We start from the raw sequence: 22163 nt of genomic DNA on the forward strand, positions 1-22163 counted from the left end.
GGGGCCTTGCCAAGTGCAGGGCCTCAGTTCGTCATTAGAAACCTCGGGCGTCTGATCCTTTGGACATGGGGTTCAGACAGGAATGGAGGGAACGCATGATCCATAAGAATTGGGCAGAATTGATCAAGCCCACGCAGCTTGAGGTGAAACCGGGCAATGATCCGGCACGTCAGGCAACGCTCGTTGCGGAACCGCTGGAGCGTGGCTTTGGTCTGACGCTCGGCAACGCACTGCGCCGCATCCTGATGAGCTCGCTGCAAGGCGCGGCCATCACATCCGTTCAGATCGACAACGTGCTGCACGAGTTTTCCTCCGTGGCCGGTGTTCGTGAAGACGTCACAGACATCATCCTGAACCTCAAGCAGGTTTCCCTGCGCATGGAAGTCGAAGGGCCCAAGCGCCTGTCGATCAATGCCAAAGGTCCGGCCGTCGTCACCGCAGGCGACATTGCCGAAACCGCTGGCATCGAGGTTCTGAACCGCGAGCACGTCATCTGCCACCTCGACGATGGTGCGGATCTGTTCATGGAACTGACCGTCAACACCGGCAAAGGCTATGTCTCTGCCGACAAGAACAAGCCCGAGGACGCTCCGATTGGTCTGATCCCGATCGACGCAATCTATTCCCCGGTCAAGAAGGTCTCCTACGACGTTCAGCCCACCCGTGAGGGCCAGGTGCTGGATTATGACAAGCTGACCCTCAAGGTTGACACCGACGGCTCCATCACGCCCGAGGACGCGCTGGCTTTTGCAGCCCGCATCCTGCAGGACCAGCTGTCGATCTTCGTGAACTTCGACGAGCCGGAATCCGCAGGCCGTCAGGACGAGGACGATGGTCTCGAGTTCAACCCGCTTCTCTTGAAGAAAGTGGACGAACTGGAACTCTCCGTGCGTTCGGCAAACTGCCTGAAGAACGACAACATCGTCTATATCGGCGATCTGATCCAGAAAACCGAAGCCGAGATGCTCCGCACCCCGAACTTCGGCCGCAAGTCCTTGAACGAGATCAAGGAAGTGCTGTCTGGCATGGGTCTGCACCTCGGTATGGACGTCGAGGACTGGCCGCCGGACAACATCGAAGAGCTGGCCAAGAAATTCGAAGACAGCTTCTAAGCTGGACTTTCGATCTGAGGGGGGCTAAGGCCCCCTTCAAAATTCCCGGAGTTGCCGGGGAAAATCTGGGCCTTCCGCCCCAAGGTGAGCAGCCGACACGCATCAGCTGCCTGACAAAGCAAAACGCAAGTTAAAGGATATAGAAAATGCGTCACGCACGTGGTTATCGCCGCCTGAACCGTACTCACGAGCACCGTAAGGCCCTGTTCTCCAACATGGCTGGCTCGCTGATCGAACACGAACAGATCAAGACCACCCTTCCCAAAGCAAAAGAACTGCGTCCGATCATCGAAAAGATGATCACGCTGGCAAAGCGCGGCGACCTGCACGCCCGCCGTCAGGCCGCTTCCAAGCTGAAAGAGGAAAAGGACGTCGCGAAACTGTTCGAAGTCCTGGGCCCGCGCTACAAGGATCGTCAGGGCGGTTACGTCCGCATCCTGAAGGCCGGTTTCCGTTATGGTGACATGGCGCCTATGGCGATCATCGAATTCGTAGACCGCGACGTTTCCGCAAAAGGCGCAGCCGATAAGGCCCGTCTGGCAGAAATCGAAGCCGTCGAAGACGAAGAATAAGATCTCACGGTCATCTGACCGTCTGACTTTCCCCCGCTCTGGCAACAGGGCGGGGGTTTTTCTTTGGATGATGGCGATGTCCTGTTCGACCGTCAGGCCGGCCAGCCCCCGACTTCCCCTCGGGAGGGGGCTTTTGCCCTAAGCCCGGGCTCTGTCTTGATTATGCGGGCCTGATTATGCGGCGATTTTAGTCCGCCGCCTTTTTCACAAACTGGCTCTTGAGGCCCATTTGCCCGATGCCCGGCACCTTGCAGTCGATATCATGATCGCCGTCGACCAGACGGATGCCGCGCACTTTGGTGCCGACTTTGACCACAGAAGAGGACCCTTTGACCTTCAGGTCCTTGATCACTGTCACCGTGTCGCCATCCACCAGGACATTGCCCACACTGTCGCGCACCACCGGCGCGTCTGAGGCAGCCTCAGCAGACCATTCATGGCCACACTCGGGGCAGACCAGCAGGGCGTCCATCGCATATGTATAGACCGAGGCGCATTCGGGGCAGGGGGGCAAGGTATCTGTCATGACACTCCCCTTACTCCCTCGCCCCGCCTGCGCCTAGTCAAATGTTGCCCGACGCCTACGCCTCGCGCGGGTCATGAAGATACATGCGCCAATTGTGTTCAGGCGCAAAACCCAGCAATCGCTCGGCCTTCTCAATGCAATAAAAGGTCTCATCCTCTCCCATCTCCTTGGCGGGGATGCCGTCATAATAATGGGTGATGATTTCCGAGGTGGTCAGGTTCACTGAGTGATCGCTGTTGGCCACGTTAAAGATCTCATAGCCAAGGCCGTCGACCTCCAGACAGCGCTGCACCATCTGGCCCAGATCCCGTGCGTCGATATAGGCAAAGATGTTGCGCCGCCGCATGTCCGGATCGGCCATATAGGCGGGGAAGTTCGCCTTGTATTCATGCGGCTCGATCACATTATTGATGCGCAGCCCATAGATATCGGCACCGGTGCGGCGCTGAAAGCTCTGTGCGGCGTGCTCATTGGCGACCTTGGACATGGCATAGGCATCCTCGGGCACCACCGGGTGGTCCTCGTCGATGGGCAGATACTCGGGTTTGCGCTCACCGCCTGCAAAACAGATGCCATAGGTGGTCTCGGAGGAGGCAAAGATCACCTTTCGCACACCAGCCTTCAGCGCCGCGTCGATCACATTGTAGGTGCCGATGGTATTGATCCGGTAGCATTCATTATCTGAGGTCATCAAAAGGCGCGGCACGGCGGCGAAATGCACCACCGCGTCAAAGGGGGGCGGGGTTCGGTGATGCTCCATCTCGTCATAGCCCGCCCAAGCATGCACCACATCGTGCATCTGACCGGCATCCGAAATATCCGCGATGCGGTTGTCGACACCGGGCAGGTCCAGCGGCTTCAGATCCATGTTGACCACCCGATGCCCCCGCGCCAGCAAATAGGCAATCACATGACGCCCGGCCTTGCCAGACCCTCCGGTGAACAAAATACGCATGACGTCCTCCTCATATTTTTGCGGGAGGATAGCGTTAACGGAGCTTCGGTCCAGTGCACTCTTGCGTGATCCACCTCCCGCGCGCCTCAGACATTGTTTTCTGCGCTGCAGCGTCCTATCACCAATGCACAGCAACGCAAGGACAGCTTTGATGAGCACAACACAGACCAAACCCCTCCTGACCCTCTTTGATCTGCAAGGTCTGGTCTTTGGCGTGTTGATGTGTTCGCTCGGCGTGGTGTTCCTCAAGGCCGCGGGGCTGGTGACCGGGCAGACGGCGGGGATTGCGTTGTTGCTCTCTTATGTGTTGCCGCTGGGCTTTGGGCCGCTGTTTTTTATGATCGGGATTCCGTTTCTGATCCTTGCATGGAGCAAACGCGGCGCGGTTTTTGCTCTGCGCACGGTGATGGTGGTTCTGGGGATCTCTGCCGGGGCGCAGATCCTGCCGCACTACCTGAGCTTTGATGCGCTGCACATCGGCGTTGCGGCGCTCTTGGGTGGGGCGTGCAGCGGGGCCGGGCTGATCGCGATCTTTCGCCACAATGCCTCTGCCGGTGGCATGACCATTCTTGGCATCATCATCGAGCACCGCACCGGGTTCAAGGCCGGCTGGTTCCAACTGGGCGTCGACGCTTGTGTCTTTGCCGCTGCCGCGCTGGTGCTGTCATCCGAACAGCTGATCTATTCCTTTATTGGCGCGATGTTCACTAACCTCTGCATCGTGTGGAATTTCGACGTCGCCCAAAGCGGCACAGGGCGCCCCGGCTATGGGCGTGCCACGCCCAAAGAGCCTAGCGCCGACCAAAAGCAAGGATGATCTGGCGCGCCTGACGCTGGAACAGGCCGGGGCCTTTGGGAGCGCCACCTGTGGCCTCAACCTCGGCAATCACGCGCCGCGCAAGCCAGATCGCAAAGACGCCAAAGATCACACCGCCCACCGCCTGACCGATCAATGCGCCGGATGCGCCATAAAAATGCGCGCCAAGCCAGACCAGCGGGATGGTTCCGATGGTATTGCGCCCCCAGTTCAGCCAGGTGGAGTTGAACGGGCGGCCAAGGTTGTTGAAGCTGGCATTGGCCACAAAGATCGCTCCGTTAAAGAAGAACGCCAGCGCAAGCGGGCCGCAAAACAGATAGATCAGCGTGAGCGCGGTGCCGTCGGCGTCAAACAGCGCCGCAACATGCGAGCGCAGGGCAAACAGGATCGCCGTCATCACCGCCACAAAGATGCCGGTAAACAGGAGCGCATCCCAAAACGCGCGCCGCACACGGGCAAAATTCCCGGCGCCGTAGTTCTGTCCGACAATCGGCCCCACGGCACCCGACAGCGCAAAGATGGTGCCAAAGGCCAGCGGCGACATCCGGGCGATAATCGCCATGCCCGCCACCGCGTCCTCGCCAAACTCCGCCATGGCGCGAGTGACGAAGGCTTGCCCGACTGGGGTGGCCAGCTGCGTGAGAATCGCCGGAAAGGAAATCGCAAAGATCGGCGCAAGCCCGGCGATAAACAGCGACAGCGGCGGGCGCTCCAACCCGCCGTGGTGGCGAAAGATCGGCCCCAAGGCAAAGGCTGCAACCGCCACGCGCGAGGCCGCACTGGCAAGGGCCGCGCCGGTCAGTTCCATATTGAGGCCAAAGATCAGGATCGGGTCCAAGACCGCATTGACCAGCCCCCCGGCAATGGTTGCCATCATGGCGCGGCGCGCATCGCCATGGGCGCGCAGGATCGCCCCTCCCGCCATCCCCATCAACAGGAGCGGCAAGGTCGGCACGATGATTTGCAGATAGTCCACCGCCAGATCATGCGCCCGCCCGCTGGCCCCAAGGAGCGACACCAGAGGCGAGAGGTATATCCAGATCACCACGGCAAAGAGAGCCGAGAAAACCCCGCCCCATATCAAGGCGTTAGAGGCCTGCTGCCTGGCCAGTACATGATCCCCCGCGCCCAAGGCCCGCGCCACCAACGCACCTGCCGCAATGGCAATCCCGATGTTGAATGAGGTGGTGAAAAACAGGATCGCACCGGCATAGCCCACGGCGGCCGCCAGCTCTTCTTTGCCGAGCATGGCGATAAAGACCATGTCGATGAAATCCACCGCAAACACCGCCATCAACCCCACCGAGGAGGTGAGCGACATCACCGTGATATGGCGCAGCAAATTGCCCTTGAGAAACTTGGCCTGTTGCATGTGCGGGTCTCCGTCATCCTGGTCGTTGCGGAGCATCCGCTGGTCCTATTTAGTCGCACGGCGCGCAGGTACAAACCCTTTCCCGTCCGTGTTCCTCCCGGTGCCCGCAATGAAATCATGGCAATTTTTGGGGATCGACAGGGGCGCGAATCTTCGCTAGCGTCCGACGCATGACCCAACAGTTCGCTCAGTTCTGGTATTACTTTTATCCGCGCCACATGGCGGACGGAGGGTCTTCGCGTTTCTGAATTGAACTGACAGAAACACCAGAATACCGCACCAAACCGCCCCGGGACCAAGGGCGGTTTTTTGTTGTCCAGAGGTCCAGACGGGGCACCCGCCAAAGGAAAGCCCCGATGACAACGCTCTCTGCGACCCCGACAAATGACCTCCGGATTACCGATATGCAGGAATTGATCTGCCCCGAAGCCCTCGCGGTGAAACACCCGCTGACCGATGCGGCGCGCGAGACCGTATTGAACGCACGCGCCAGCATTCAAAAGATCCTGCATGGTGCAGACGACCGGCTGGTCGTGGTGGTTGGCCCCTGTTCCATCCACGACCCCGAGGCCGCACTGGACTATGCGCGCCGTCTCGCACCGCTGCGCGCCGAGCTGGGCGACCAGCTGGAGATCGTGATGCGGGTCTACTTTGAAAAACCCCGCACCATTGCAGGCTGGAAGGGGCTGATCAACGACCCCAACCTTGATGGCTCGTTCCGCATCAACAAGGGCTTGTCGATTGCCCGCAAACTCTGCCTCGACCTGAGCGAGATGGGCCTGCCGGTGGGGACCGAATTCCTCGATGCGGCGGTGCCGCAATACATCAGCGATCTGGTGAGCTGGGCCGCGATTGGCGCCCGCACCACCGAGAGCCAGATCCACCGCGAGATGGCCTCGGGCCTGAGCTGCCCGGTGGGGTTCAAGAACGGCACCCGCGGCAATGTGCAGATCGCCATCGACGCGGTGCGCTCTGCGGCCACACCGCATCATTTCATGGCGCTGGCGCCTTCGGGCCTTGCGGCGATTGCCGCCACCGCTGGCAACCCCGATTGCCATATCATCCTGCGCGGGGGCGGTGGCACCAATTATGACGCGCCCAGCATTGATGCCGCCTGCCAGAAGGCCGCCGCCGATGGCATCCGCCCGCAGGTGATGATCGACGCAAGCCACGCCAACTCCGCCAAAGACCCGGCCAAACAGCCCGAGGTGCTCTCGGATGTGGCCGGTCAGATGGCGCAGGGCGAAACCCGCATCACCGGCATCATGATCGAAAGCCACCTTGTGCATGGCCGTCAGGATCTGCCCAAGGACGGGGATCTGTCACAACTCACCTACGGTCAATCGATCACCGACGGTTGCATCGGCTGGGAGGAAACCGAGGCCGAGCTGCGTAAACTGGCGCAGGCGGTACAGACCCGCCGCACCCTCGGCGCGCGCCTTGCTGGCTGATCGGAACCGGGGGCGGCGCAATCCCGCCCCCTTCATCTTCTAACTAAAAATATCCCGGGGTGAACTGACCGCAGGTCAGGAGGGGCAGCGCCCCTTAAGCCCCGGTTTTTCTGCACATGCTTGCAATCATCTGCCGGCCTCCGCATATCATCAGCACCGAAGAAAAATGTCCGGAGGCCCCATGATCCGCAGTCTTGCCCTTCCCCTGACCCTCGCTCTGGTGACCAGCTTGCCGCTTGCGGCGCAGGCAGAGACCAAAGTCCCGCAGAGCCAGACCGAGATTTCACTGGGGTTTGCGCCACTGGTCAAAGAGGCCGCACCGGCGGTTGTGAATATTTACGCCAAGATCATCCGGCAGGACCGCGCCCGCAGCCCCTTTGCGGATGATCCGTTCTTTGATGATTTCTTTCGCCAGTTTGCCCAGCCCCGCCCAAGGGTGCAGAACTCGCTCGGATCTGGCGTGATCCTGTCCGACGATGGCATTGTAGTCTCAAACTATCACGTCGTGGGCGAGGCGTCGGATATTCGCGTGGTGACCAACGACCGCCGTGAATATCAGGCCGAGGTGATCCTCGCGGATCAGGCGTCCGATCTGGCGATCTTGCAGTTGAAAGACGCCGAAGGGTTGCCATTCCTTGGCCTGCGCAACAGCGATGAGGTCGAGGTGGGCGAGCTGACCCTGGCCATCGGCAACCCCTTTGGGGTGGGGCAGACGGTGTCCTCGGGCATTATCTCGGGCCTTGCACGCACGGGCACTGGCGGCGGGCAGGGGTTTGGCTATTACATCCAGACCGACGCGCCGATCAATCCCGGCAACTCTGGTGGGGCCTTGATTGATGTGAATGGTGATCTCATTGGCATCAACACCCGTATCCTCAGCCGCTCGGGCGGCTCCAACGGCATTGGCTTTGCCATCCCGGCCAATCTGGTGCACGAATTTGTGCGTCAGGCGCGAGAGGGCGAAGGCGAATTTCAGCGCCCGTGGGCGGGGATGACGGGCCAGCCGGTGGACTCTGATCTGGCAGAAGCCCTGGGCCTCGGGCAGGTGGATGGGATGCTGATCTCTGAGCTGCATCCGCAAAGCCCCTTTGTCGCGGCGGGTTTTGAGGTGGGCGATGTGGTGCTGGCCGTGGATGGTGAGCCGGTGAACTCGCCCTCTGAGATGGCCTTTCGTCTGTCGGTGGCGGAACTGGGTGGCACCAGCGCGGTGACGCGGGTGCGTCAGGGCGAAACCGAGACCGTTGAGGTCGCGCTGATGGAGGCGCCCAACTCTCCGGCCGCCGATCCGATCACGCTGAACGAACAGACCCCGATGCCGGGGCTGGTGGTGGGGCAGGTGAACCCGCAGGTCATCACCAAGATGCAGCTGCCGCTGTCGACCGAAGGGGTGGTGGTGATGGACCCCGGCCCCTATGCGGGGCGCGGCGGCGTGCGCGCGGGGGACCTGTTGCTGGCCATCAATGGCGAGGAGATCGCCGCGCCGGAGGATGTGGCGAACCTCTTGATGAACAGTGGCCGCTGGATGCGGCTTGATCTGATGCGACAGGGCCAGCGCGTGTCGCTGCGGTTCCGGCTTTAAAGCGATGGCGGATCTGTTTGACAGCGGGGATGCGGGCGCTCAGCGCGATCACGGCGGGGCCAATGACGCGCCGCGCCCGCTCGCGGACCGGTTGCGGCCCCGCACGCTTGCCGAGGTGATCGGTCAGGAGCAAGTCTTGGGCGAAGAGGCACCGCTGGGTGTAATGCTGGCCTCCGGGAGCCTCTCGTCGCTCATTTTCTGGGGACCACCGGGGGTGGGCAAGACCACCATTGCGCGGCTGTTGGCGCAGGAAACCGATCTGCATTTTGTGCAGATCTCGGCCATTTTTACCGGTGTGCCGGACCTGAAGAAAGTGTTCGAGGCGGCCAAGATCCGGCGCCAGAACGGGCAGGGCACGCTGTTGTTCGTCGATGAGATCCATCGTTTCAACAAGGCGCAGCAGGACGGGTTCCTGCCGCATATGGAGGATGGCACCATCCTTCTGGTGGGGGCCACGACGGAAAACCCGAGTTTTGAGCTCAATGCCGCCGTGTTGTCGCGCTCGCAGGTTCTGGTGCTGGAGCGCCTGAGCCTTGCGGATCTGGAGCGGCTGACGCAGCGTGCGGAACAGGCGCTGGAACGCAAGCTGCCGCTGTTGCCCGAGGCGCGCGATGCGCTGCATCAGATGGCCGATGGCGACGGGCGGGCGCTCTTGAATCTGATCGAGCAGGTCGCGGCCTGGAAGGTCGATCAGCCCCTGGGCCGCGAGGCGCTGGCAACGCGGTTGATGCGGCGGGCGGCGAAATACGACAAATCCGGCGATGAGCATTATAACCTCATCTCGGCGCTGCATAAATCGGTGCGTGGCTCCGACCCGGATGCGGCGCTGTATTGGTTTGCGCGCATGCTGGAGGGCGGCGAAGATCCAAAATACCTCGCCCGGCGTCTGACCCGGATGGCGGTGGAGGACATTGCGCTTGCCGACCCGCAGGCGCAGGCGATCTGCCTGCAAGCCTGGGAAGCCTATGAGCGGCTTGGCTCGCCCGAGGGGGAGTTGGCGCTGGCGCAGGCGGTGATTTACCTTGCGCTCGCACCCAAGACCAACGCGGGTTACATGGCCTATAAGGCGGCGCGGCGCTTGGCCAAGGAGACGGGGTCAGAGCCACCGCCCAAACATATCCTCAATGCGCCGACCAAGCTGATGGAAGAGCAGGGCTATGGCAAAGGCTATGACTACGACCACAACGCCGAGGATGGATTTTCGGGGCAGAACTACTTTCCCGACGGGGTGAAACGACCTGTGCTCTATCAGCCGGTGGAACGCGGGTTTGAGCGCGAGCTGCGCAAACGCACGGAGTTCTTTGCCAAGAAGCGCATCCAACGCCAGGGAGAGTAATTCAGGTTTTGCGGGCAAAACCTGAAGGCCTCCGGCGGGGATATTTGCGGTTAGAAGAGCTGGGGCGTCAGGCTGTCACCCGCACCCATGTGCCCATGCCCGCAGCGTGATGCGACAGCATATGACAGTGAAACAGCCAGTCGCCGGGGTTATGGGCCTGAAAGGCGATCTCACGGGTCTCTCCGCGCAGCATCAGCAGCGTGTCGCGCAACGGACCGAGGGTGCCGTCTGGCAGGACCTCGGAAAAATGCATCCCGTGCAGATGCATGGCGTGCGGGAACTGGGTGTCGTTGACCATGCGGATGCGGATGGTCTCCCCCGGGCTTGCGGTGATCAGCGGCTCAATCGGGCGGCCTGCGGTGCCGTTGAAGGACCAGAACTGGCCCAATTGGGCGAGGTCTTGGCCGGAGAGGTCTTCGCCTTTGAATGTGGCGTTTTGCAGCCACGCCATCGCGCCGCCTTCGGTGATCAGATCGACGCTGCGGGCGGCGTTCAGATCTATGGGAAAGTCGGGGTTGGGCGGTAGGGCAGCGGGCGCGGTGCGGCGGGTGCGGGCGCCGGATGACACCGGAAAGCGGGCCAGTTCATAGCCGCCATCGCGCTCAAACTGGAGGAGAAATGCGTCCTCGCCAGCCTTGGCAGTCACGTCGACAAAGAGGTCGATGCGCTGGGCGGGGGCGAGGACAAGCTGATCCGGCAGCGGCATCGGCGCGGCCAGTGGCATGCCGTCATAGGCCATCACCCAGCCTTCCAGTCCCTGAAGGCCGAGGGTGAAGATACGCGCATTGGCGCTGTTGATGAGGCGCAGGCGCAGGCGGTCGCCGGTTTTGACGGGGTGGTCCGCCACCATCTTGCCGTTGCACAAGAGCACGTTGCCCATGCGGCCCGCGTGTGACAGGTCATGCGGGGCATTGAACGTGGTCTCGACTGCGGCCTCGGCCGTGACACGCAGGTCGTCGATCACCAGCGGCAGGTCCTGATCCACATCCGGCGCATCCGGTTCCTCGACGATCAACACGCCTTGCAGGCCGCGTTCGACCTGTTCCACCGATTGCGCGTGGGAATGGTACCAGTAGCTGCCCGCATCGGGCAGGGCGAAATCATAGGTGAAGGTTTCACCGGGCTGGATCGGGTCCTGCGTGACGCCGGGAACCCCGTCCATGGCGTTATCGATGCGGATGCCGTGCCAATGGAGGCTGGTGGGCTGTGACAGGCGGTTTTCGACCTCGGCCACCAGCCGTGCGCCCTGTTTCAGGCGCAGGGTTTCGCCCGGCATCGTGCCGTTGACGCACCACAGATCCGTCGCCGGGTAGTTTGGCGGGGCGATTTGCTGGGATGCGGGCGCGAGGGTCAGGCGATGGGCCGTGGCGCGGGCCATGCGGGGTAGGGCGGGGAGCGTGGCGAGGGCGGTGAGTCCTTGCAGGGCGTGACGTCGGCTGAGGCGCATAAGATGGGCTTTCATATCGTTTGCCTGAGCCTAACCAGCGAGCGGTCGGGAACAAGACTTCCACCCACTGGAAGCTGACGCAGTTGTGAACGGCCCGGTCTGCGTCTGGTGCAGAGCGGCCATGGGGCGCGATTGGGCCGCAAAACTTGACATCCAGCGCGCCTCGCGCGAAGGGAGCGGGCATGTTGATAACCGTGTTGAATGTGGCGCTGGGCGGCGCGATTGGGGCAAGCTGTCGCTACCTCGTGGGGGTGGGCGTGCTGCGCATGCTCGGGCCGACCCCGTTTCCGCTGGGGGTGTTGGGGGTGAATATCCTGGGTTCAGCCCTGATGGGCGCCTTTGTGGTACTCGCGGCGCATAAGGGGCTGACGCATCTGTCGCCCTTTGTGATGACCGGCGTTCTGGGCGGTTTCACCACGTTTTCGGCCTTCTCGCTGGAGGCGGTTACCTTGTTCGAGCGCGGGGCCTTCGGGCAGGCCGCGCTTTATATTGGCCTCTCCGCAGGCCTGTCCATTGCAGCCCTTGCCCTTGGCATGATGGCGGCCAGAGGAGTGCTGACATGAGCGGCGTGCAGATGATCACCGTCACCGAGGACGACGGCGGCCAGCGGATCGACCGCTGGTTGCGGCGGCTTTTTCCGCATGTGAACCAGGGCCGCATCGAGAAGATGTGCCGCAAGGGCGAGCTGCGTCTGGACGGGGGCCGTGTGAAGGCCAACACCCGCGTCGAGGCCGGACAGGTGGTGCGGGTGCCGCCGCTGGCCGAGAGCGACATGAAACCGGCCGAGGCGCGCCCGGTGAAGATCTCGGATGCCGACGCCAAGATGATTCGCGATTGCGTGGTCTATAAGGACGACGATGTTCTGGTGATCAACAAACCGGCGGGGCTGGCGGTGCAGGGCGGCTCTGGCACCACCAAACACGTGGATGGCCTCTCGGAAGCACTGCGCTTTGACGCCGAGGACAAGCCGCGGCTGGTGCATCGTCTCGACAAGGACACATCGGGTCTGCTGGTGCTGGCGCGCAACCGCAAGGCGGCGCAGGGGCTGACCGCAGCCTTCCGCCACAAAAACACCCGCAAGATCTACTGGGCCTTGGTCGCAGGCGTGCCGACGCCCTACCTTGGCGAGATCAAGACCGGGCTGGTGAAGGCACCCGGGCACGGCAAATCCGGCGAGGGGGAAAAGATGATCCCGGTTGATCCGCGCGATGTGGATGCCACGCCGGGGGCCAAGCGCGCGCATACCTTTTATGCCACGCTCTACCGCGTGGCGAGCCGCGCCAGCTGGGTCGCGATGGAGCCTGTGACGGGCCGCACCCACCAGCTGCGGGCGCATATGGCGGGCATGGGGCATCCGATCATTGGGGACGGCAAATATGGCGGCTCCGGTCAGGAGAACCTCGGCGATGGGTGGGGCGCGCAAATTGGCGGTCTGATCTCGAAGAAACTGCACCTGCACGCGCGCCGTTTGCAGTTCGAACACCCTGTCACCGGCAAGGTCGTGACGGTGACAGCCGCGCTGCCGGATCATATGAAAGAGAGCTGGGACACCTTTGGCTGGACCGAGGATCTGGCCGCCGACGATCCCTTTGAGACGCTGTTTTGACCTCTGCGCTGAAGCTCATTTTGTTTGATGTGGACGGGACCCTGGTGGACAGCCAGGGGACGATCGTGTCTTGCATGAATGAGGCCTTCGCAAGTGCGGGGTTGGTGCCTCCCTCACGTGCGGCGATCCTGTCCATCGTGGGGCTGTCGCTGCCGCAGGCCATGACGCGTTTGGCGGCGGATCAGTCCGCGCAGGTTCAGGACGCGTTGGTTGAGGGCTACAAACGTGCCTTTCAGGCAGAGCGTTTACACAAAGGAGCGGCGCATTCACCGCTTTATCCCGGAGCCCGCGAGGTGCTGGACGCGCTGCATGCGGTGCCGGAGTATATCCTTGGCGTGGCCACCGGCAAATCCCAGCGCGGCTTGGACGCGCTGATCGAGGGGCATGATCTGGGCATGTTCGTCACCCGTCAGGTGGCCGATCATCACCCCTCCAAACCACATCCGTCGATGATCCTCACGGCGATGTCGGAGACGGGCATCCCGCCTGCCGACACGGTGATGATTGGCGACACCACATTTGACATGGACATGGGCCGCGCCGCCGGGGTGACGACCATCGGCGTGGATTGGGGCTACCATGCGGCTGCGCATCTGGGGGCCGATCACATGCTGGCGGAGTTTGCCGCGCTGCCGGATCTGTTGCGCCGGATCTGGCCGGACTGATCCTGCCGCGACCACGCCCGAGACGAAGAAGGACTGACCGAGATGAGTGAATGGAAACAGAAGCGATTCTGGAAAGAGGTGAGCGTCGAGGAAGACGGCGCGGGCTTTGCCGTGGCGCTGGACGGGCGGCGCGTGAAAACACCGGCAAAAACCGCGCTGGTGGTGCCGACACGGGCGCTGGCTGAGGCGATTGCCGCCGAGTGGGACGCGCAGGACGAGCAGATCGATCCGCTGTCGATGCCCAACACGCGATCGGCCAATGCGGCGATCGACAAGGTGGCGGTGCAGTTCGCCGAGGTTGCCGATATGCTGGCGGAGTACGGCGACAGCGATCTGTTGTGTTACCGCGCCGAAAGCCCCGAGGGGCTGGTCGCCCGTCAGAGCGAATCTTGGGATGCGGCGCTGGATTGGGCCGAGGCTGCGCTGGGCGCACGCCTGCTACCGCGCGCTGGCATCCTGCATGCGCCGCAAGACGGGGCTGCATTGGAGGTGCTGCGCAAACGGGTGCATCAAATGACGCCGTTTCAGCTCGCGGCGTTTCACGATCTGGTGGGGCTGACCGGTTCGTTGATCCTTGGGTTCGCCACCGCAGAGGGCTGGCGCTCGTTGGATGAGATCTGGGAAATCTCGCGCATTGATGAGCGCTGGCAAGAGGAGCTTTGGGGCCCGGACGACGAGGCGCAAGCTATTGAAGCCCAGAAAAAACAGGCCTTTGAACACGCTGCGGGTTTTTACGCGCGGGTCTGAGCGCGGGCTGAGTGATTCATGCTTGTCGCCAGCGGTTGGCGGCCCATCAATGCGGCGTCCCAATCGGGGCGCCGTTTGTCGAATCAGGGGTTCGATGATTCGCGAATCCATTGCCCAAAAAATACCAAGCTCAAGCCGATCAAGGCGAAAAGCCCATTGATTTCGGTGATACTGCCCTTGACGTACGTTGATGAATCCGCCCAAACTCAGCCTCGAAAGCGGGGCCAACCTCGCTTCAAACAGCCCGCACCGTGACGGGGTGGGTGATAAAGAACCACCAACTCAGGTGGATAGTCAGGAAGAGGTAAACATGAACAATTCCGTATTCTTTGGCGCGCTGACCGTGGCCGGTCTCGCAGCCGGTGCTGCAGCAGCCGGCACGCTGGACGACGTCAAGGCACGCGACAAACTGAACTGCGGGGTCTCCACCGGTCTGGTCGGCTTTTCTGCGCCGAACGCCAACGGTGAGTGGGAAGGCTTTGACATCGCGGTCTGCCGCGCTGTGGCAGCAGCCGTCCTTGGTGACCCGAGCAAGGTCGAATACGTGCCGACCACCGGCAAGACCCGCTTCACCGCACTGGCCTCTGGCGAGGTTGACGTGCTGGCCCGTAACACCACTTGGACCTTCAGCCGCGACGTTGACCTGAAGTTCGAATTCATCGGCGTGAACTACTACGATGGTCAGGGCTTCATGATCCCCAAAGAGCTGGGCGTGTCCTCGGCCAAGGAATTGGACGGCGCGACCGTATGTATTCAGACCGGTACCACCACCGAGCTGAACCTCGCGGACTTCTTCCGTGCCAACAACATCTCCTATGAGCCGGTTCCGATCGAGACCAACGCAGAAGCGCGCCAGCAGTATCTGGCGGGGGCTTGCGACGTCTACACCACCGACGCATCCGGTCTGGCGGCAACCCGCGCGACCTTTGACGATCCGTCCAACCACGTGATCCTGCCGGAGATCATCTCCAAAGAGCCGCTCGGCCCGCTGGTCCGTCACGGCGACAACGAGTGGGGCGACGTGGTGCGCTGGACCCTGAACGCGCTGGTCGCAGCTGAAGAGCTGGGCATCACCTCCGCGAACATGTCCGAAAAAGCAGCTGGCACCGACAACCCGGAAATCAACCGTCTGCTGGGCACCGAGGGCAACCTCGGCGAGATGCTCGGTCTGGACGCTGACTGGGCCCAAAAAGCGCTGGCCGCTGGTGGTAACTACGGTGAGATCTTTGCCAAGACCATTGGTGAGGACACTCCGGTCGGTCTGGCCCGTGGCCTGAACGCCCAGTGGACCGATGGTGGCCTGCTTTACGCACCGCCGTTCCGTTAAGTTTTGAAACCGGAAAGGGCGTGAGGTTCTCCTCGCGCCCTTCTTCCCAGTAAAGAATAACGAAATCTGCGGCCAGTCACAGAGTGAGGATGAACCTCGCCGGGAGGATTGGAACTGCAGGCCTCGGGGATCCCTATATATGTCGACTTTGACTGACCCGCCGAAAGAGAGTTTTCGGCTGTCGATGCTGATTTACGACACCCGCTATCGCTCCGCGACCATTCAGGTGGTTGCCATGATCGGGTTTATGATCCTTATCGGATCAATCATCAGCAACACCGTTCACAACCTCACGGATCTGGGTAAAGAACCCAGTTTTAGCTTCCTGTCAGAGCCAGCGGGCTATGACATCAACCAGCGGCTTCTGGATTATGACAATCAAGACAGCCACATGCGGGCGTCGTTGATTGGCCTGCTGAACACGCTGGTTGTGGCCGTTCTTGGCTGTATCACTGCAACCATCCTTGGCGTGATCATCGGCGTCTTGCGGCTGTCGTCGAACTGGCTTGTCGCCCGTTTGATGACCATCTACGTCGAAATGTTCCGCAACGTGCCGGTGCTTTTGTGGATCGTTTTCATCATGGCGATCCTGATCGAGACACTGCCTGCGCCTCGCGCCTTTAGGGGGGACACTCCCGAAGCCACGATGAGCGTCTTTGACAGCGTTGCCGTGACCAATCGCGGTGTCTATGTGCCAGAGCCGCTGTTTCACAACTCGCTTGGCAACGTGCATGTGTTCGGCGATTCAGCGCTGCGCTTTGATGTCTCGCTTGATCTGATGGCCTTTTTGATCGTGCTTGGCGGCAGCCTCTATGCTTCCACGCGCATTCGCAAATGGGCTGACGCGCTGCAGGAATCCACTGGGCGGCGGCCAACGATCTGGCACATCCGCGCAGCGGTTGTGATCGTTCCATCCGCACTCTTGATGTTGGTGCTGGGCTTCCACCTTGGTTACCCGGCGCTGAAAGGGTTTAACTTCTCGGGCGGGACCCATCTGCGCAACTCCTTGATTGCGCTGTGGTTGGCCTTGTCGCTCTATACGGCAGCCTTCATCGCCGAGATCGTGCGCTCCGGTATTCTCGCAATCTCCAAAGGTCAGACAGAAGCGGCTGCGGCCCTGGGTCTGCGCCCCAAGCGGATCATGAACCTCGTGGTTCTGCCGCAGGCGTTGCGCGTTATCATTCCGCCGCTGATCTCCAACTATCTGAACCTGACGAAGAACTCCTCGCTCGCCATTGCCGTGGGCTACATGGATCTGACCGGGACATTGATGGGGATCACCATGAACCAGACCGGACGGGAGTTGGAAACCGTTCTCTTGGGCATGCTCGTGTACCTCACGATCAGCCTGCTGATTTCCAGCGCCATGAACTGGTACAACAATCGCGTCAAACTGGTGGAGCGGTAATATGAGTGACATTTCTTTCGTTCGCACGGAGATGCTGCCACCCAAAGATCCGCCAGCCAGCGAAGTTGGCGTGGTCGGATGGGCACGCGCCAATCTGTTCTCCGGTTGGTTCAACTCGATCCTGACAGTGGTGTCGTTGTACTTCGTGATCAAAATCCTGATCGGATTGATTGGTTGGGCATGGGTGCCGACATGGTCCGCCACCTCGCTGCCAGAATGCCGCGTGATCTTTGAAGAGCTGGGGCGCAGCGGCCACAACGCTGGGGCGTGCTGGGGCGTGATTGCCGAACGCTGGCCACAGCTGTTGTTTGGCTTTTATCCCAATGGGTACGAGGAAGGGACGGCTGACCTGCGCTGGCGTCCGGTTCTGGCCTTTGTGTTGCTGTTCGTCGCGCTGGCGCCGGTGCTGTTTTCCGACAAGGTCCCGGCCAAGCTGATCTACTTCACCGCAGTTTATCCGTTCCTGATGCCTTGGCTGTTGTGGGGTGGCACCGTGTGGACGCCGGTGTCTGCTGCACTTGGGTTTGTGCTGGGCTACGTGGTCTATAAAGCGCTCGCTCAGAGCGCATCGGAGCTGATCGGCCTGATCGTCGGTGTTGTCGCTGCATTTGTGTGGTGGCTGTTTGTCGCCTCGCTGTTTTCATCGGCGCTGGCCTCAGTGGTCCCACTGGCATTGGAATCGGTGGAATCGCGTCAGTTCGGGGGCTTCATGCTGTCGATCACCATCGGCGTTGTGGCCATCGGCCTGTCGCTGCCGATCGGGATCGTGCTGGCACTGGGACGTCAGTCGGATCTGTTGATCGTGAAGACGCTCTGCGTGGGCTTTATCGAGTTCATTCGAGGCGTGCCGTTGATCACACTGTTGTTCGTGGCCTCGACGCTTTTGAACATCTTCATGCCCCCGGGGACCAACTTTGACATCATCATGCGGGTCTTCATCATGGTGACGCTCTTTGCCTCCGCCTATATGGCCGAGGTGATCCGGGGCGGTCTCGCGGCGCTGCCAAAAGGTCAGTATGAGGGGGCCGATAGTCTTGGCCTCAACTACTGGCAGGCGCAGCGGCTGATCATCATGCCGCAGGCGTTGAAGATCTCCATTCCGGGCATCGTCTCCACCTTCATCGGCGTTTTCAAGGACACCACCCTTGTGTCGGTCATCGGTTTGTTTGACCCGCTGAACCTGACAAACGCCATCCGTGCTGATGCGGACTGGAATGGTCTTGTGTGGGAGCTTTACGGCTTCATCGCGCTGCTGTTCTTCGTCTTCTGCTTCGGCATGTCCCGCTATTCCATGTATCTGGAGCGCAAACTCCAGACTGGCCACCGTTAAGGAGTTCAACATATGTCTGAACTTGCTCTCGACCGAGAAATCGACCGCTCCAAGATGAAAGTCTCGGATGAGGTCGCCATCCAGATCACCGATATGAACAAGTGGTACGGCGCGTTTCACGTGCTGCGCGACATCAACCTGACGGTGAACCAAGGCGAACGTATCGTCATCGCGGGGCCTTCGGGCTCCGGCAAATCCACCCTGATCCGCTGTCTCAATGCGCTCGAAGAGCATCAGGCGGGCAAGATCTTGGTGGATGGCACGGAACTGTCGAATGATCTCAAGAACATCGACAAGATCCGCTCCGAGGTTGGTATGGTGTTTCAGCACTTCAACCTGTTCCCGCATCTGACCATTCTGGAAAACTGCACGCTGGCCCCGATCTGGGTGCGCAAGACGCCCAAGAAAGAGGCCGAAGAGCGCGCGATGCATTTCCTCGAGAAGGTGAAGATCCCCGATCAGGCGCTAAAGTATCCGGGCCAGTTGTCGGGCGGTCAGCAGCAGCGGGTGGCGATTGCACGGAGCTTGTGCATGATGCCGCGGATCATGCTGTTTGACGAGCCGACCTCGGCGCTAGATCCGGAGATGATCAAGGAGGTGCTCGACACGATGATCGAGCTCGCCGAAGAAGGCATGACGATGCTCTGTGTGACGCATGAGATGGGCTTTGCCCGTCAGGTGGCGAACCGGGTGATCTTTATGGATGCCGGTCAGATCGTGGAGCAAAACGAGCCGGAAGAGTTCTTCAACAACCCGCAGAGCGAACGTACCAAACTGTTCCTCAGCCAGATCCTCGGTCACTGAGATCTGTTGTTAAATTGAGAAAAGGCCGGGCGATGCCCGGCCTTTTCGCATGTTTTGGGCATGAGGGGGCGCTGCCCCCATACGCGCCCTGCGGGCCCGACCCCCGAGATATTTGGAAAAAGCTGAAGGCAGAGCGGGATCGCGCCGCGTCAGCGGCGCGCCCGGCCCAACGGGCGATATCGCATTTTAATGCGAGGGAGACGGGCGGGAGCGCTCACCCGCCCGTTTGCGTGTTGTTAGCGTGAAAGATGCATCACGATTTCAGGTTGATCGAAGAAGCTGTTGAGCCGTTTTTCCCCGGCCTGAAAACCATTGGCCTTGTAGAAACCGCGTGCCCGGTGGTTGGCCGCAAAGACGCAGAGTTCCAGTTCTGTGCGGGTGTGCAGCGCGTGATCCAGCAACGCGCGTCCGTACCCTTTGCCTTGATGCGAGGGCAGTACAAAAAGGCCGCCGACTTCATTGCCGAGCAGGGCGATAAAGCCTGCGGGCGTGTTATCTGCGTCAATCATCCAGGTTTCCGCGAGGTCGAGAAACTGGTCACGGATCATGGCTTCGGCCTGTGCGACCAAGGCCGCGCTCAGGAAGGGATGCGCGATGGCACTGGCTTCGCGCCAGATATGAAGAACCGCCGGTTTGTCCGACGGAGAATAGGGTCTGATCATTGTCAGGGGTATCCCGTTTAGAGTCGCCTGCAGGCGACGAATTTGATGTTTCTATTGCGCAAGTCAAAAGCGGCAGTCGGATGGGCTGCCTTCGCATTTTTGGTTCTTGCGGTACTGGTGCCTTGGCACCGGCATCAACGGGACATCAAAACTCCTATGTCGGTGGTCTTTGATAACCTGCGCGTCGGGTCCATGCAACTATTCAGAACAGAAGGATTATTCGCCCAAAAGCTCGCGCGGGACCACGAAATCAATCACCCGGCCACTGGTGGGTTGCATTTCGGCCCAATGCGCAATGTCAAACTCCACGATCAATGTGGCCCCTGTCGGGTAGTCGTCGAACCGCGAATGGGGCGGAGGGTGTTTCACGATCTCATGGGCAAATTCCATCAGGCCGGGGTTATGACCGAGCAAAAGCACCTGCGGCTGTGTTGCCTCGTGCAGCACATCATGGATGATTTCGGGCGTCGCGTGATAGAGACGCTCCGTAAAACTCGCCGGTGCCGTAAGCTCCATCAGGTCATAGGTTTCACGGGTGCGTTGCGACGATGACGACAGAACTTGTAGGGGCTGGACCTCTTGCTCGCGCACCCAGGCGCCCAAGGCCGCGGCAGAGCGGCGACCGCGTTTGTTCAAGGGGCGTGCGTGGTCGCTCGGGGCGTCGGTGTTCCAGGCGGATTTGGCATGGCGGGTCAGATACAGGGTGCAGGTCATGGGCGGTGAAAATATCTCATGTGGTGGGCAGTTTGCGCAGGCGGGCGCCCGGCACCGTCACTGAGCGGGCAGGCTCGGCGCGCGATACAGCCCGATGCCATGCACTCCGCCCCCTGTGCTGTGTCGAGGTGGTCGTGACAGGCTGCCAGCTTATAGGGGCCTTCGTCAACCAACGCGTGTACGGGACAGGCAGAGAGGCAAGGCCGCGTCGCGCAGGTCTTGCAGGGGGAGTGTTGGTATTTGGGTGGTGGGATCGTGAAAGTCTCGTCAAAGTGGAGTGCTCCGCGGTAGGAAATCAGCATGCCAACCTCATCATGCACCAGCATCTGCGACGGAGATGTGAAAGCGCGCCCGGAGGCCAACGCCCAAGCGATAAATGGCGCGTAGGGTGGACCATCAAAGGGGAATTTCACGGCCTGCGCCTGGTGCTTGCGAGCGATGGAGCCGAGCACGCGCAGGGAATAGCGATCCACCGGATCGGGGTCTTGGTCGCGTCCCTCTGGTGCCGCGCGGAGGCGGTCCCAAAACGCCGGAGCGGTGCCGATGAGGATCAGTGTGCCGCTGTCGTATTCGGGGACGGGCACACGTCTAGGGTGAATGCCGCCGTAAATCATCAGACCATAAGGCGCGAGGGCCACATCAAGCTGCCCATAGCGGTCATCGGTCAGTGCGTGGGGATCATTTGCGACCATAGCGCCAGCAAAGCCCGAAGCGGGCGTGCTGACAAGTCGCGCGTTACGCGACCTTCGTGATCTGTGCGATCAGCTGCGGATCATCGAGCCTGCGCCGTGATCGGTGAACAGTTCCAGCAGCACTGCATTGGGCACGCGGCCATCGACGATGGTACAAGCGCGCACGCCGCCGCGGACGGCTGTCAGCGCGGTCTCGGTTTTGGGGATCATACCACCTGCAATCACGCCTGCTGCGGTCATGGCCTCGACATCGGCGGCTTTGAGTTCGGTGACCACCACGCCCTCGGCATTTTTGACACCCGCCACATCCGTCAGCAGCAAAAGCCGGTCGGCCTTGAGCGCGGCGGCGACGGCACCGGCGGCGGTGTCGCCGTTGATGTTGAACGTCTCGCCCGCGCGGCCTGCACCGATGGGGGCGATTACGGGAATGAACTCTTTTTCAAAGAGGTTCTTCAGCATGTCGGCGTTCACCTCTGAGGGGGTGCCGACAAAGCCAAGGGCCGGATCGGTCATCTCGCAGGTGATCAGGTTGGCGTCCTTGCCGGAAAGACCGATACCCTTGCCGCCTTGGGCGTTGATCGCCTGCACGATGCGTTTGTTGACCATGCCGGAGAGCACCATCTCCACCACTTCCATGGTGGCCGCATCGGTCACACGCTTGCCGTTCACAAATTCGGATTTGATCTGCAATTTATCGAGCAGCGAATTAATCATCGGCCCGCCGCCATGCACGATCACCGGGTTTACCCCCACCTGACGCAAGAGCACCACATCACGGGCAAAGCTCTCCATGCCCTCGTCGCTGCCCATGGCGTGTCCGCCAAGTTTGATCACCACGATGGCGTCGTCATAGCGCTGCAGGTAGGGCAGGGCGCTTGAGAGGGTTTCAGCAGTGGCAATCCAGTCGCGGTTCATGTCTCGGGTCTTCATCGCTGTCAGGTCCTGAGGCCCCGGCGCACCGGAGCGGGGTGTCACTGAGGTGTTACGCATTTCCGCAGCCCCTGCCAAGGATGATCTGGCCTGACAGCCACGCATCCCATT

Annotated in this window: 22 protein-coding genes; 14 read left to right on the plus strand and 8 right to left on the minus strand. The window is 61.1% G+C overall.

Annotated features, from left to right (window positions below):
- The first annotated feature begins 95 nt into the window (after positions 1–95).
- Together QNI81_RS01125 and rplQ are read left to right on the plus strand one after the other, a co-directional pair.
- A complete protein-coding gene (locus tag QNI81_RS01125) occupies positions 96–1112 on the plus strand; it encodes a DNA-directed RNA polymerase subunit alpha (RefSeq protein ID WP_005621805.1) in 1017 nt (338 codons plus the stop codon).
- Between the two features lie 146 nt (positions 1113–1258).
- Positions 1259–1684 carry a 50S ribosomal protein L17 gene (gene rplQ, locus QNI81_RS01130; RefSeq protein WP_126136193.1) on the plus strand — a complete coding sequence of 142 codons (426 nt, stop codon included), beginning with the start codon at positions 1259–1261 and terminating at the stop codon, positions 1682–1684.
- Positions 1685–1871: 187 nt separating this feature from the next.
- Here rplQ and QNI81_RS01135 read toward each other — a convergent pair whose 3' ends face one another.
- Positions 1872–2210, minus strand: coding sequence for a zinc ribbon domain-containing protein YjdM (locus QNI81_RS01135; RefSeq protein ID WP_005621798.1), 339 nt, complete (start codon positions 2208–2210; stop codon positions 1872–1874).
- Positions 2211–2265: 55 nt separating this feature from the next.
- Positions 2266–3165 carry an NAD-dependent epimerase/dehydratase family protein gene (locus tag QNI81_RS01140; protein ID WP_283967079.1) on the minus strand — a complete coding sequence of 300 codons (900 nt, stop codon included), beginning with the start codon at positions 3163–3165 and terminating at the stop codon, positions 2266–2268.
- Positions 3166–3316: 151 nt separating this feature from the next.
- On the opposite strand from QNI81_RS01140, the gene QNI81_RS01145 reads away from it, so the two are divergent.
- Entirely contained in the window at positions 3317–3982 is a 666-nt protein-coding gene (locus QNI81_RS01145; RefSeq protein WP_283967080.1) for a YitT family protein, read from the plus strand.
- Here QNI81_RS01145 and QNI81_RS01150 read toward each other — a convergent pair.
- Entirely contained in the window at positions 3957–5354 is a 1398-nt protein-coding gene (locus tag QNI81_RS01150) for an MATE family efflux transporter (protein WP_283967843.1), read from the minus strand. The genes QNI81_RS01145 and QNI81_RS01150 overlap by 26 nt on opposite strands.
- A 356-nt stretch (positions 5355–5710) precedes the next feature.
- On the opposite strand from QNI81_RS01150, the gene QNI81_RS01155 reads away from it, so the two are divergent.
- The 3 genes from QNI81_RS01155 to QNI81_RS01165 all read left to right on the plus strand — a co-directional run bounded on the left by QNI81_RS01155 (position 5711) and on the right by QNI81_RS01165 (position 9720).
- A complete protein-coding gene (locus QNI81_RS01155) occupies positions 5711–6805 on the plus strand; it encodes a 3-deoxy-7-phosphoheptulonate synthase (protein WP_283967081.1) in 1095 nt (364 codons plus the stop codon).
- 181 nt (positions 6806–6986) lie between these two features.
- Positions 6987–8384, plus strand: coding sequence for a trypsin-like peptidase domain-containing protein (locus QNI81_RS01160; RefSeq protein WP_283967082.1), 1398 nt, complete (start codon positions 6987–6989; stop codon positions 8382–8384).
- Positions 8385–8388: 4 nt separating this feature from the next.
- Positions 8389–9720, plus strand: coding sequence for a replication-associated recombination protein A (locus QNI81_RS01165; RefSeq protein ID WP_046002746.1), 1332 nt, complete (start codon positions 8389–8391; stop codon positions 9718–9720).
- Positions 9721–9787: 67 nt separating this feature from the next.
- On the opposite strand, the gene QNI81_RS01170 is transcribed toward QNI81_RS01165, so the two are convergent.
- The gene (locus tag QNI81_RS01170; protein WP_283967083.1) at positions 9788–11182 is read right to left on the minus strand and encodes a multicopper oxidase family protein; all 1395 of its coding nucleotides are present in this window, start codon (positions 11180–11182) and stop codon (positions 9788–9790) included.
- 167 nt (positions 11183–11349) lie between these two features.
- On the opposite strand from QNI81_RS01170, the gene crcB reads away from it, so the two are divergent.
- The 8 genes from crcB (at position 11350) to QNI81_RS01210 (ending at position 19054) form a co-directional block, all read left to right on the plus strand.
- Positions 11350–11730 (plus strand): fluoride efflux transporter CrcB, encoded by a 381-nt coding sequence (gene crcB / locus QNI81_RS01175; RefSeq protein ID WP_283967084.1) that lies wholly within the window; start codon positions 11350–11352, stop codon positions 11728–11730.
- Complete coding sequence (locus tag QNI81_RS01180) at positions 11727–12773, plus strand: RluA family pseudouridine synthase (RefSeq protein WP_283967085.1); 1047 nt, start codon at positions 11727–11729, stop codon at positions 12771–12773. The genes crcB and QNI81_RS01180 overlap by 4 nt, the downstream gene beginning before the upstream one ends.
- Positions 12770–13438: an HAD-IA family hydrolase gene (locus tag QNI81_RS01185; RefSeq protein ID WP_283967086.1), complete on the plus strand. Its 669-nt coding sequence runs from the start codon at positions 12770–12772 to the stop codon at positions 13436–13438. The genes QNI81_RS01180 and QNI81_RS01185 overlap by 4 nt, the downstream gene beginning before the upstream one ends.
- Positions 13439–13480: 42 nt before the next feature.
- Positions 13481–14185 carry an ATP12 family chaperone protein gene (locus QNI81_RS01190; protein ID WP_283967087.1) on the plus strand — a complete coding sequence of 235 codons (705 nt, stop codon included), beginning with the start codon at positions 13481–13483 and terminating at the stop codon, positions 14183–14185.
- Between the two features lie 310 nt (positions 14186–14495).
- Positions 14496–15512 carry an amino acid ABC transporter substrate-binding protein gene (locus QNI81_RS01195; protein ID WP_065322993.1) on the plus strand — a complete coding sequence of 339 codons (1017 nt, stop codon included), beginning with the start codon at positions 14496–14498 and terminating at the stop codon, positions 15510–15512.
- Positions 15513–15651: 139 nt separating this feature from the next.
- Entirely contained in the window at positions 15652–16920 is a 1269-nt protein-coding gene (locus tag QNI81_RS01200; protein ID WP_283967088.1) for an amino acid ABC transporter permease, read from the plus strand.
- 1 nt (position 16921) lies between these two features.
- A complete protein-coding gene (locus QNI81_RS01205; protein WP_283967089.1) occupies positions 16922–18250 on the plus strand; it encodes an amino acid ABC transporter permease in 1329 nt (442 codons plus the stop codon).
- Positions 18251–18262: 12 nt separating this feature from the next.
- Complete coding sequence (locus tag QNI81_RS01210) at positions 18263–19054, plus strand: amino acid ABC transporter ATP-binding protein (protein ID WP_065326685.1); 792 nt, start codon at positions 18263–18265, stop codon at positions 19052–19054.
- Positions 19055–19290: 236 nt separating this feature from the next.
- Here QNI81_RS01210 and QNI81_RS01215 read toward each other — a convergent pair whose 3' ends face one another.
- The 4 genes from QNI81_RS01215 to argB form a co-directional block, all read right to left on the minus strand.
- On the minus strand, positions 19291–19716 hold the full coding sequence (locus QNI81_RS01215; RefSeq protein WP_283967090.1) for a GNAT family N-acetyltransferase: 426 nt from the start codon (positions 19714–19716) through the stop codon (positions 19291–19293).
- Positions 19717–19932: 216 nt separating this feature from the next.
- The gene (locus tag QNI81_RS01220) at positions 19933–20430 is read right to left on the minus strand and encodes a SixA phosphatase family protein (RefSeq protein ID WP_009176851.1); all 498 of its coding nucleotides are present in this window, start codon (positions 20428–20430) and stop codon (positions 19933–19935) included.
- Positions 20427–21122 (minus strand): ferredoxin, encoded by a 696-nt coding sequence (locus tag QNI81_RS01225; RefSeq protein ID WP_283967091.1) that lies wholly within the window; start codon positions 21120–21122, stop codon positions 20427–20429. Before QNI81_RS01225 ends, QNI81_RS01220 begins: the two co-directional genes overlap by 4 nt.
- Before the next feature lie 69 nt (positions 21123–21191).
- Positions 21192–22052 (minus strand): acetylglutamate kinase, encoded by an 861-nt coding sequence (argB, locus tag QNI81_RS01230; RefSeq protein ID WP_046002741.1) that lies wholly within the window; start codon positions 22050–22052, stop codon positions 21192–21194.
- Positions 22053–22163 lie beyond the last annotated feature (111 nt).

The sequence above is a fragment of the Tritonibacter sp. AK171 genome (assembly GCF_030127025.1).
Classification (GTDB): domain Bacteria; phylum Pseudomonadota; class Alphaproteobacteria; order Rhodobacterales; family Rhodobacteraceae; genus Epibacterium; species Epibacterium mobile.

Coding starts and splice junctions, on each gene's coding strand:
- QNI81_RS01200 (WP_283967088.1), top strand. CDS start 15,652: ATGTCGACTTTGACTGACCCGCCGAAAGAGAGTTTTCGGCTGTCGATG.
- QNI81_RS01220 (WP_009176851.1), bottom strand. CDS start 20,430: ATGACCTGCACCCTGTATCTGACCCGCCATGCCAAATCCGCCTGGAAC.
- QNI81_RS01190 (WP_283967087.1), top strand. CDS start 13,481: ATGAGTGAATGGAAACAGAAGCGATTCTGGAAAGAGGTGAGCGTCGAG.
- QNI81_RS01125 (WP_005621805.1), top strand. CDS start 96: ATGATCCATAAGAATTGGGCAGAATTGATCAAGCCCACGCAGCTTGAG.
- crcB (WP_283967084.1), top strand. CDS start 11,350: ATGTTGATAACCGTGTTGAATGTGGCGCTGGGCGGCGCGATTGGGGCA.
- QNI81_RS01135 (WP_005621798.1), bottom strand. CDS start 2,210: ATGACAGATACCTTGCCCCCCTGCCCCGAATGCGCCTCGGTCTATACA.
- argB (WP_046002741.1), bottom strand. CDS start 22,052: ATGAAGACCCGAGACATGAACCGCGACTGGATTGCCACTGCTGAAACC.
- QNI81_RS01160 (WP_283967082.1), top strand. CDS start 6,987: ATGATCCGCAGTCTTGCCCTTCCCCTGACCCTCGCTCTGGTGACCAGC.
- QNI81_RS01225 (WP_283967091.1), bottom strand. CDS start 21,122: ATGGTCGCAAATGATCCCCACGCACTGACCGATGACCGCTATGGGCAG.
- QNI81_RS01180 (WP_283967085.1), top strand. CDS start 11,727: ATGAGCGGCGTGCAGATGATCACCGTCACCGAGGACGACGGCGGCCAG.
- QNI81_RS01170 (WP_283967083.1), bottom strand. CDS start 11,182: ATGAAAGCCCATCTTATGCGCCTCAGCCGACGTCACGCCCTGCAAGGA.
- QNI81_RS01205 (WP_283967089.1), top strand. CDS start 16,922: ATGAGTGACATTTCTTTCGTTCGCACGGAGATGCTGCCACCCAAAGAT.
- rplQ (WP_126136193.1), top strand. CDS start 1,259: ATGCGTCACGCACGTGGTTATCGCCGCCTGAACCGTACTCACGAGCAC.
- QNI81_RS01210 (WP_065326685.1), top strand. CDS start 18,263: ATGTCTGAACTTGCTCTCGACCGAGAAATCGACCGCTCCAAGATGAAA.
- QNI81_RS01140 (WP_283967079.1), bottom strand. CDS start 3,165: ATGCGTATTTTGTTCACCGGAGGGTCTGGCAAGGCCGGGCGTCATGTG.
- QNI81_RS01145 (WP_283967080.1), top strand. CDS start 3,317: ATGAGCACAACACAGACCAAACCCCTCCTGACCCTCTTTGATCTGCAA.
- QNI81_RS01155 (WP_283967081.1), top strand. CDS start 5,711: ATGACAACGCTCTCTGCGACCCCGACAAATGACCTCCGGATTACCGAT.
- QNI81_RS01150 (WP_283967843.1), bottom strand. CDS start 5,354: ATGCAACAGGCCAAGTTTCTCAAGGGCAATTTGCTGCGCCATATCACG.
- QNI81_RS01195 (WP_065322993.1), top strand. CDS start 14,496: ATGAACAATTCCGTATTCTTTGGCGCGCTGACCGTGGCCGGTCTCGCA.
- QNI81_RS01165 (WP_046002746.1), top strand. CDS start 8,389: ATGGCGGATCTGTTTGACAGCGGGGATGCGGGCGCTCAGCGCGATCAC.
- QNI81_RS01215 (WP_283967090.1), bottom strand. CDS start 19,716: ATGATCAGACCCTATTCTCCGTCGGACAAACCGGCGGTTCTTCATATC.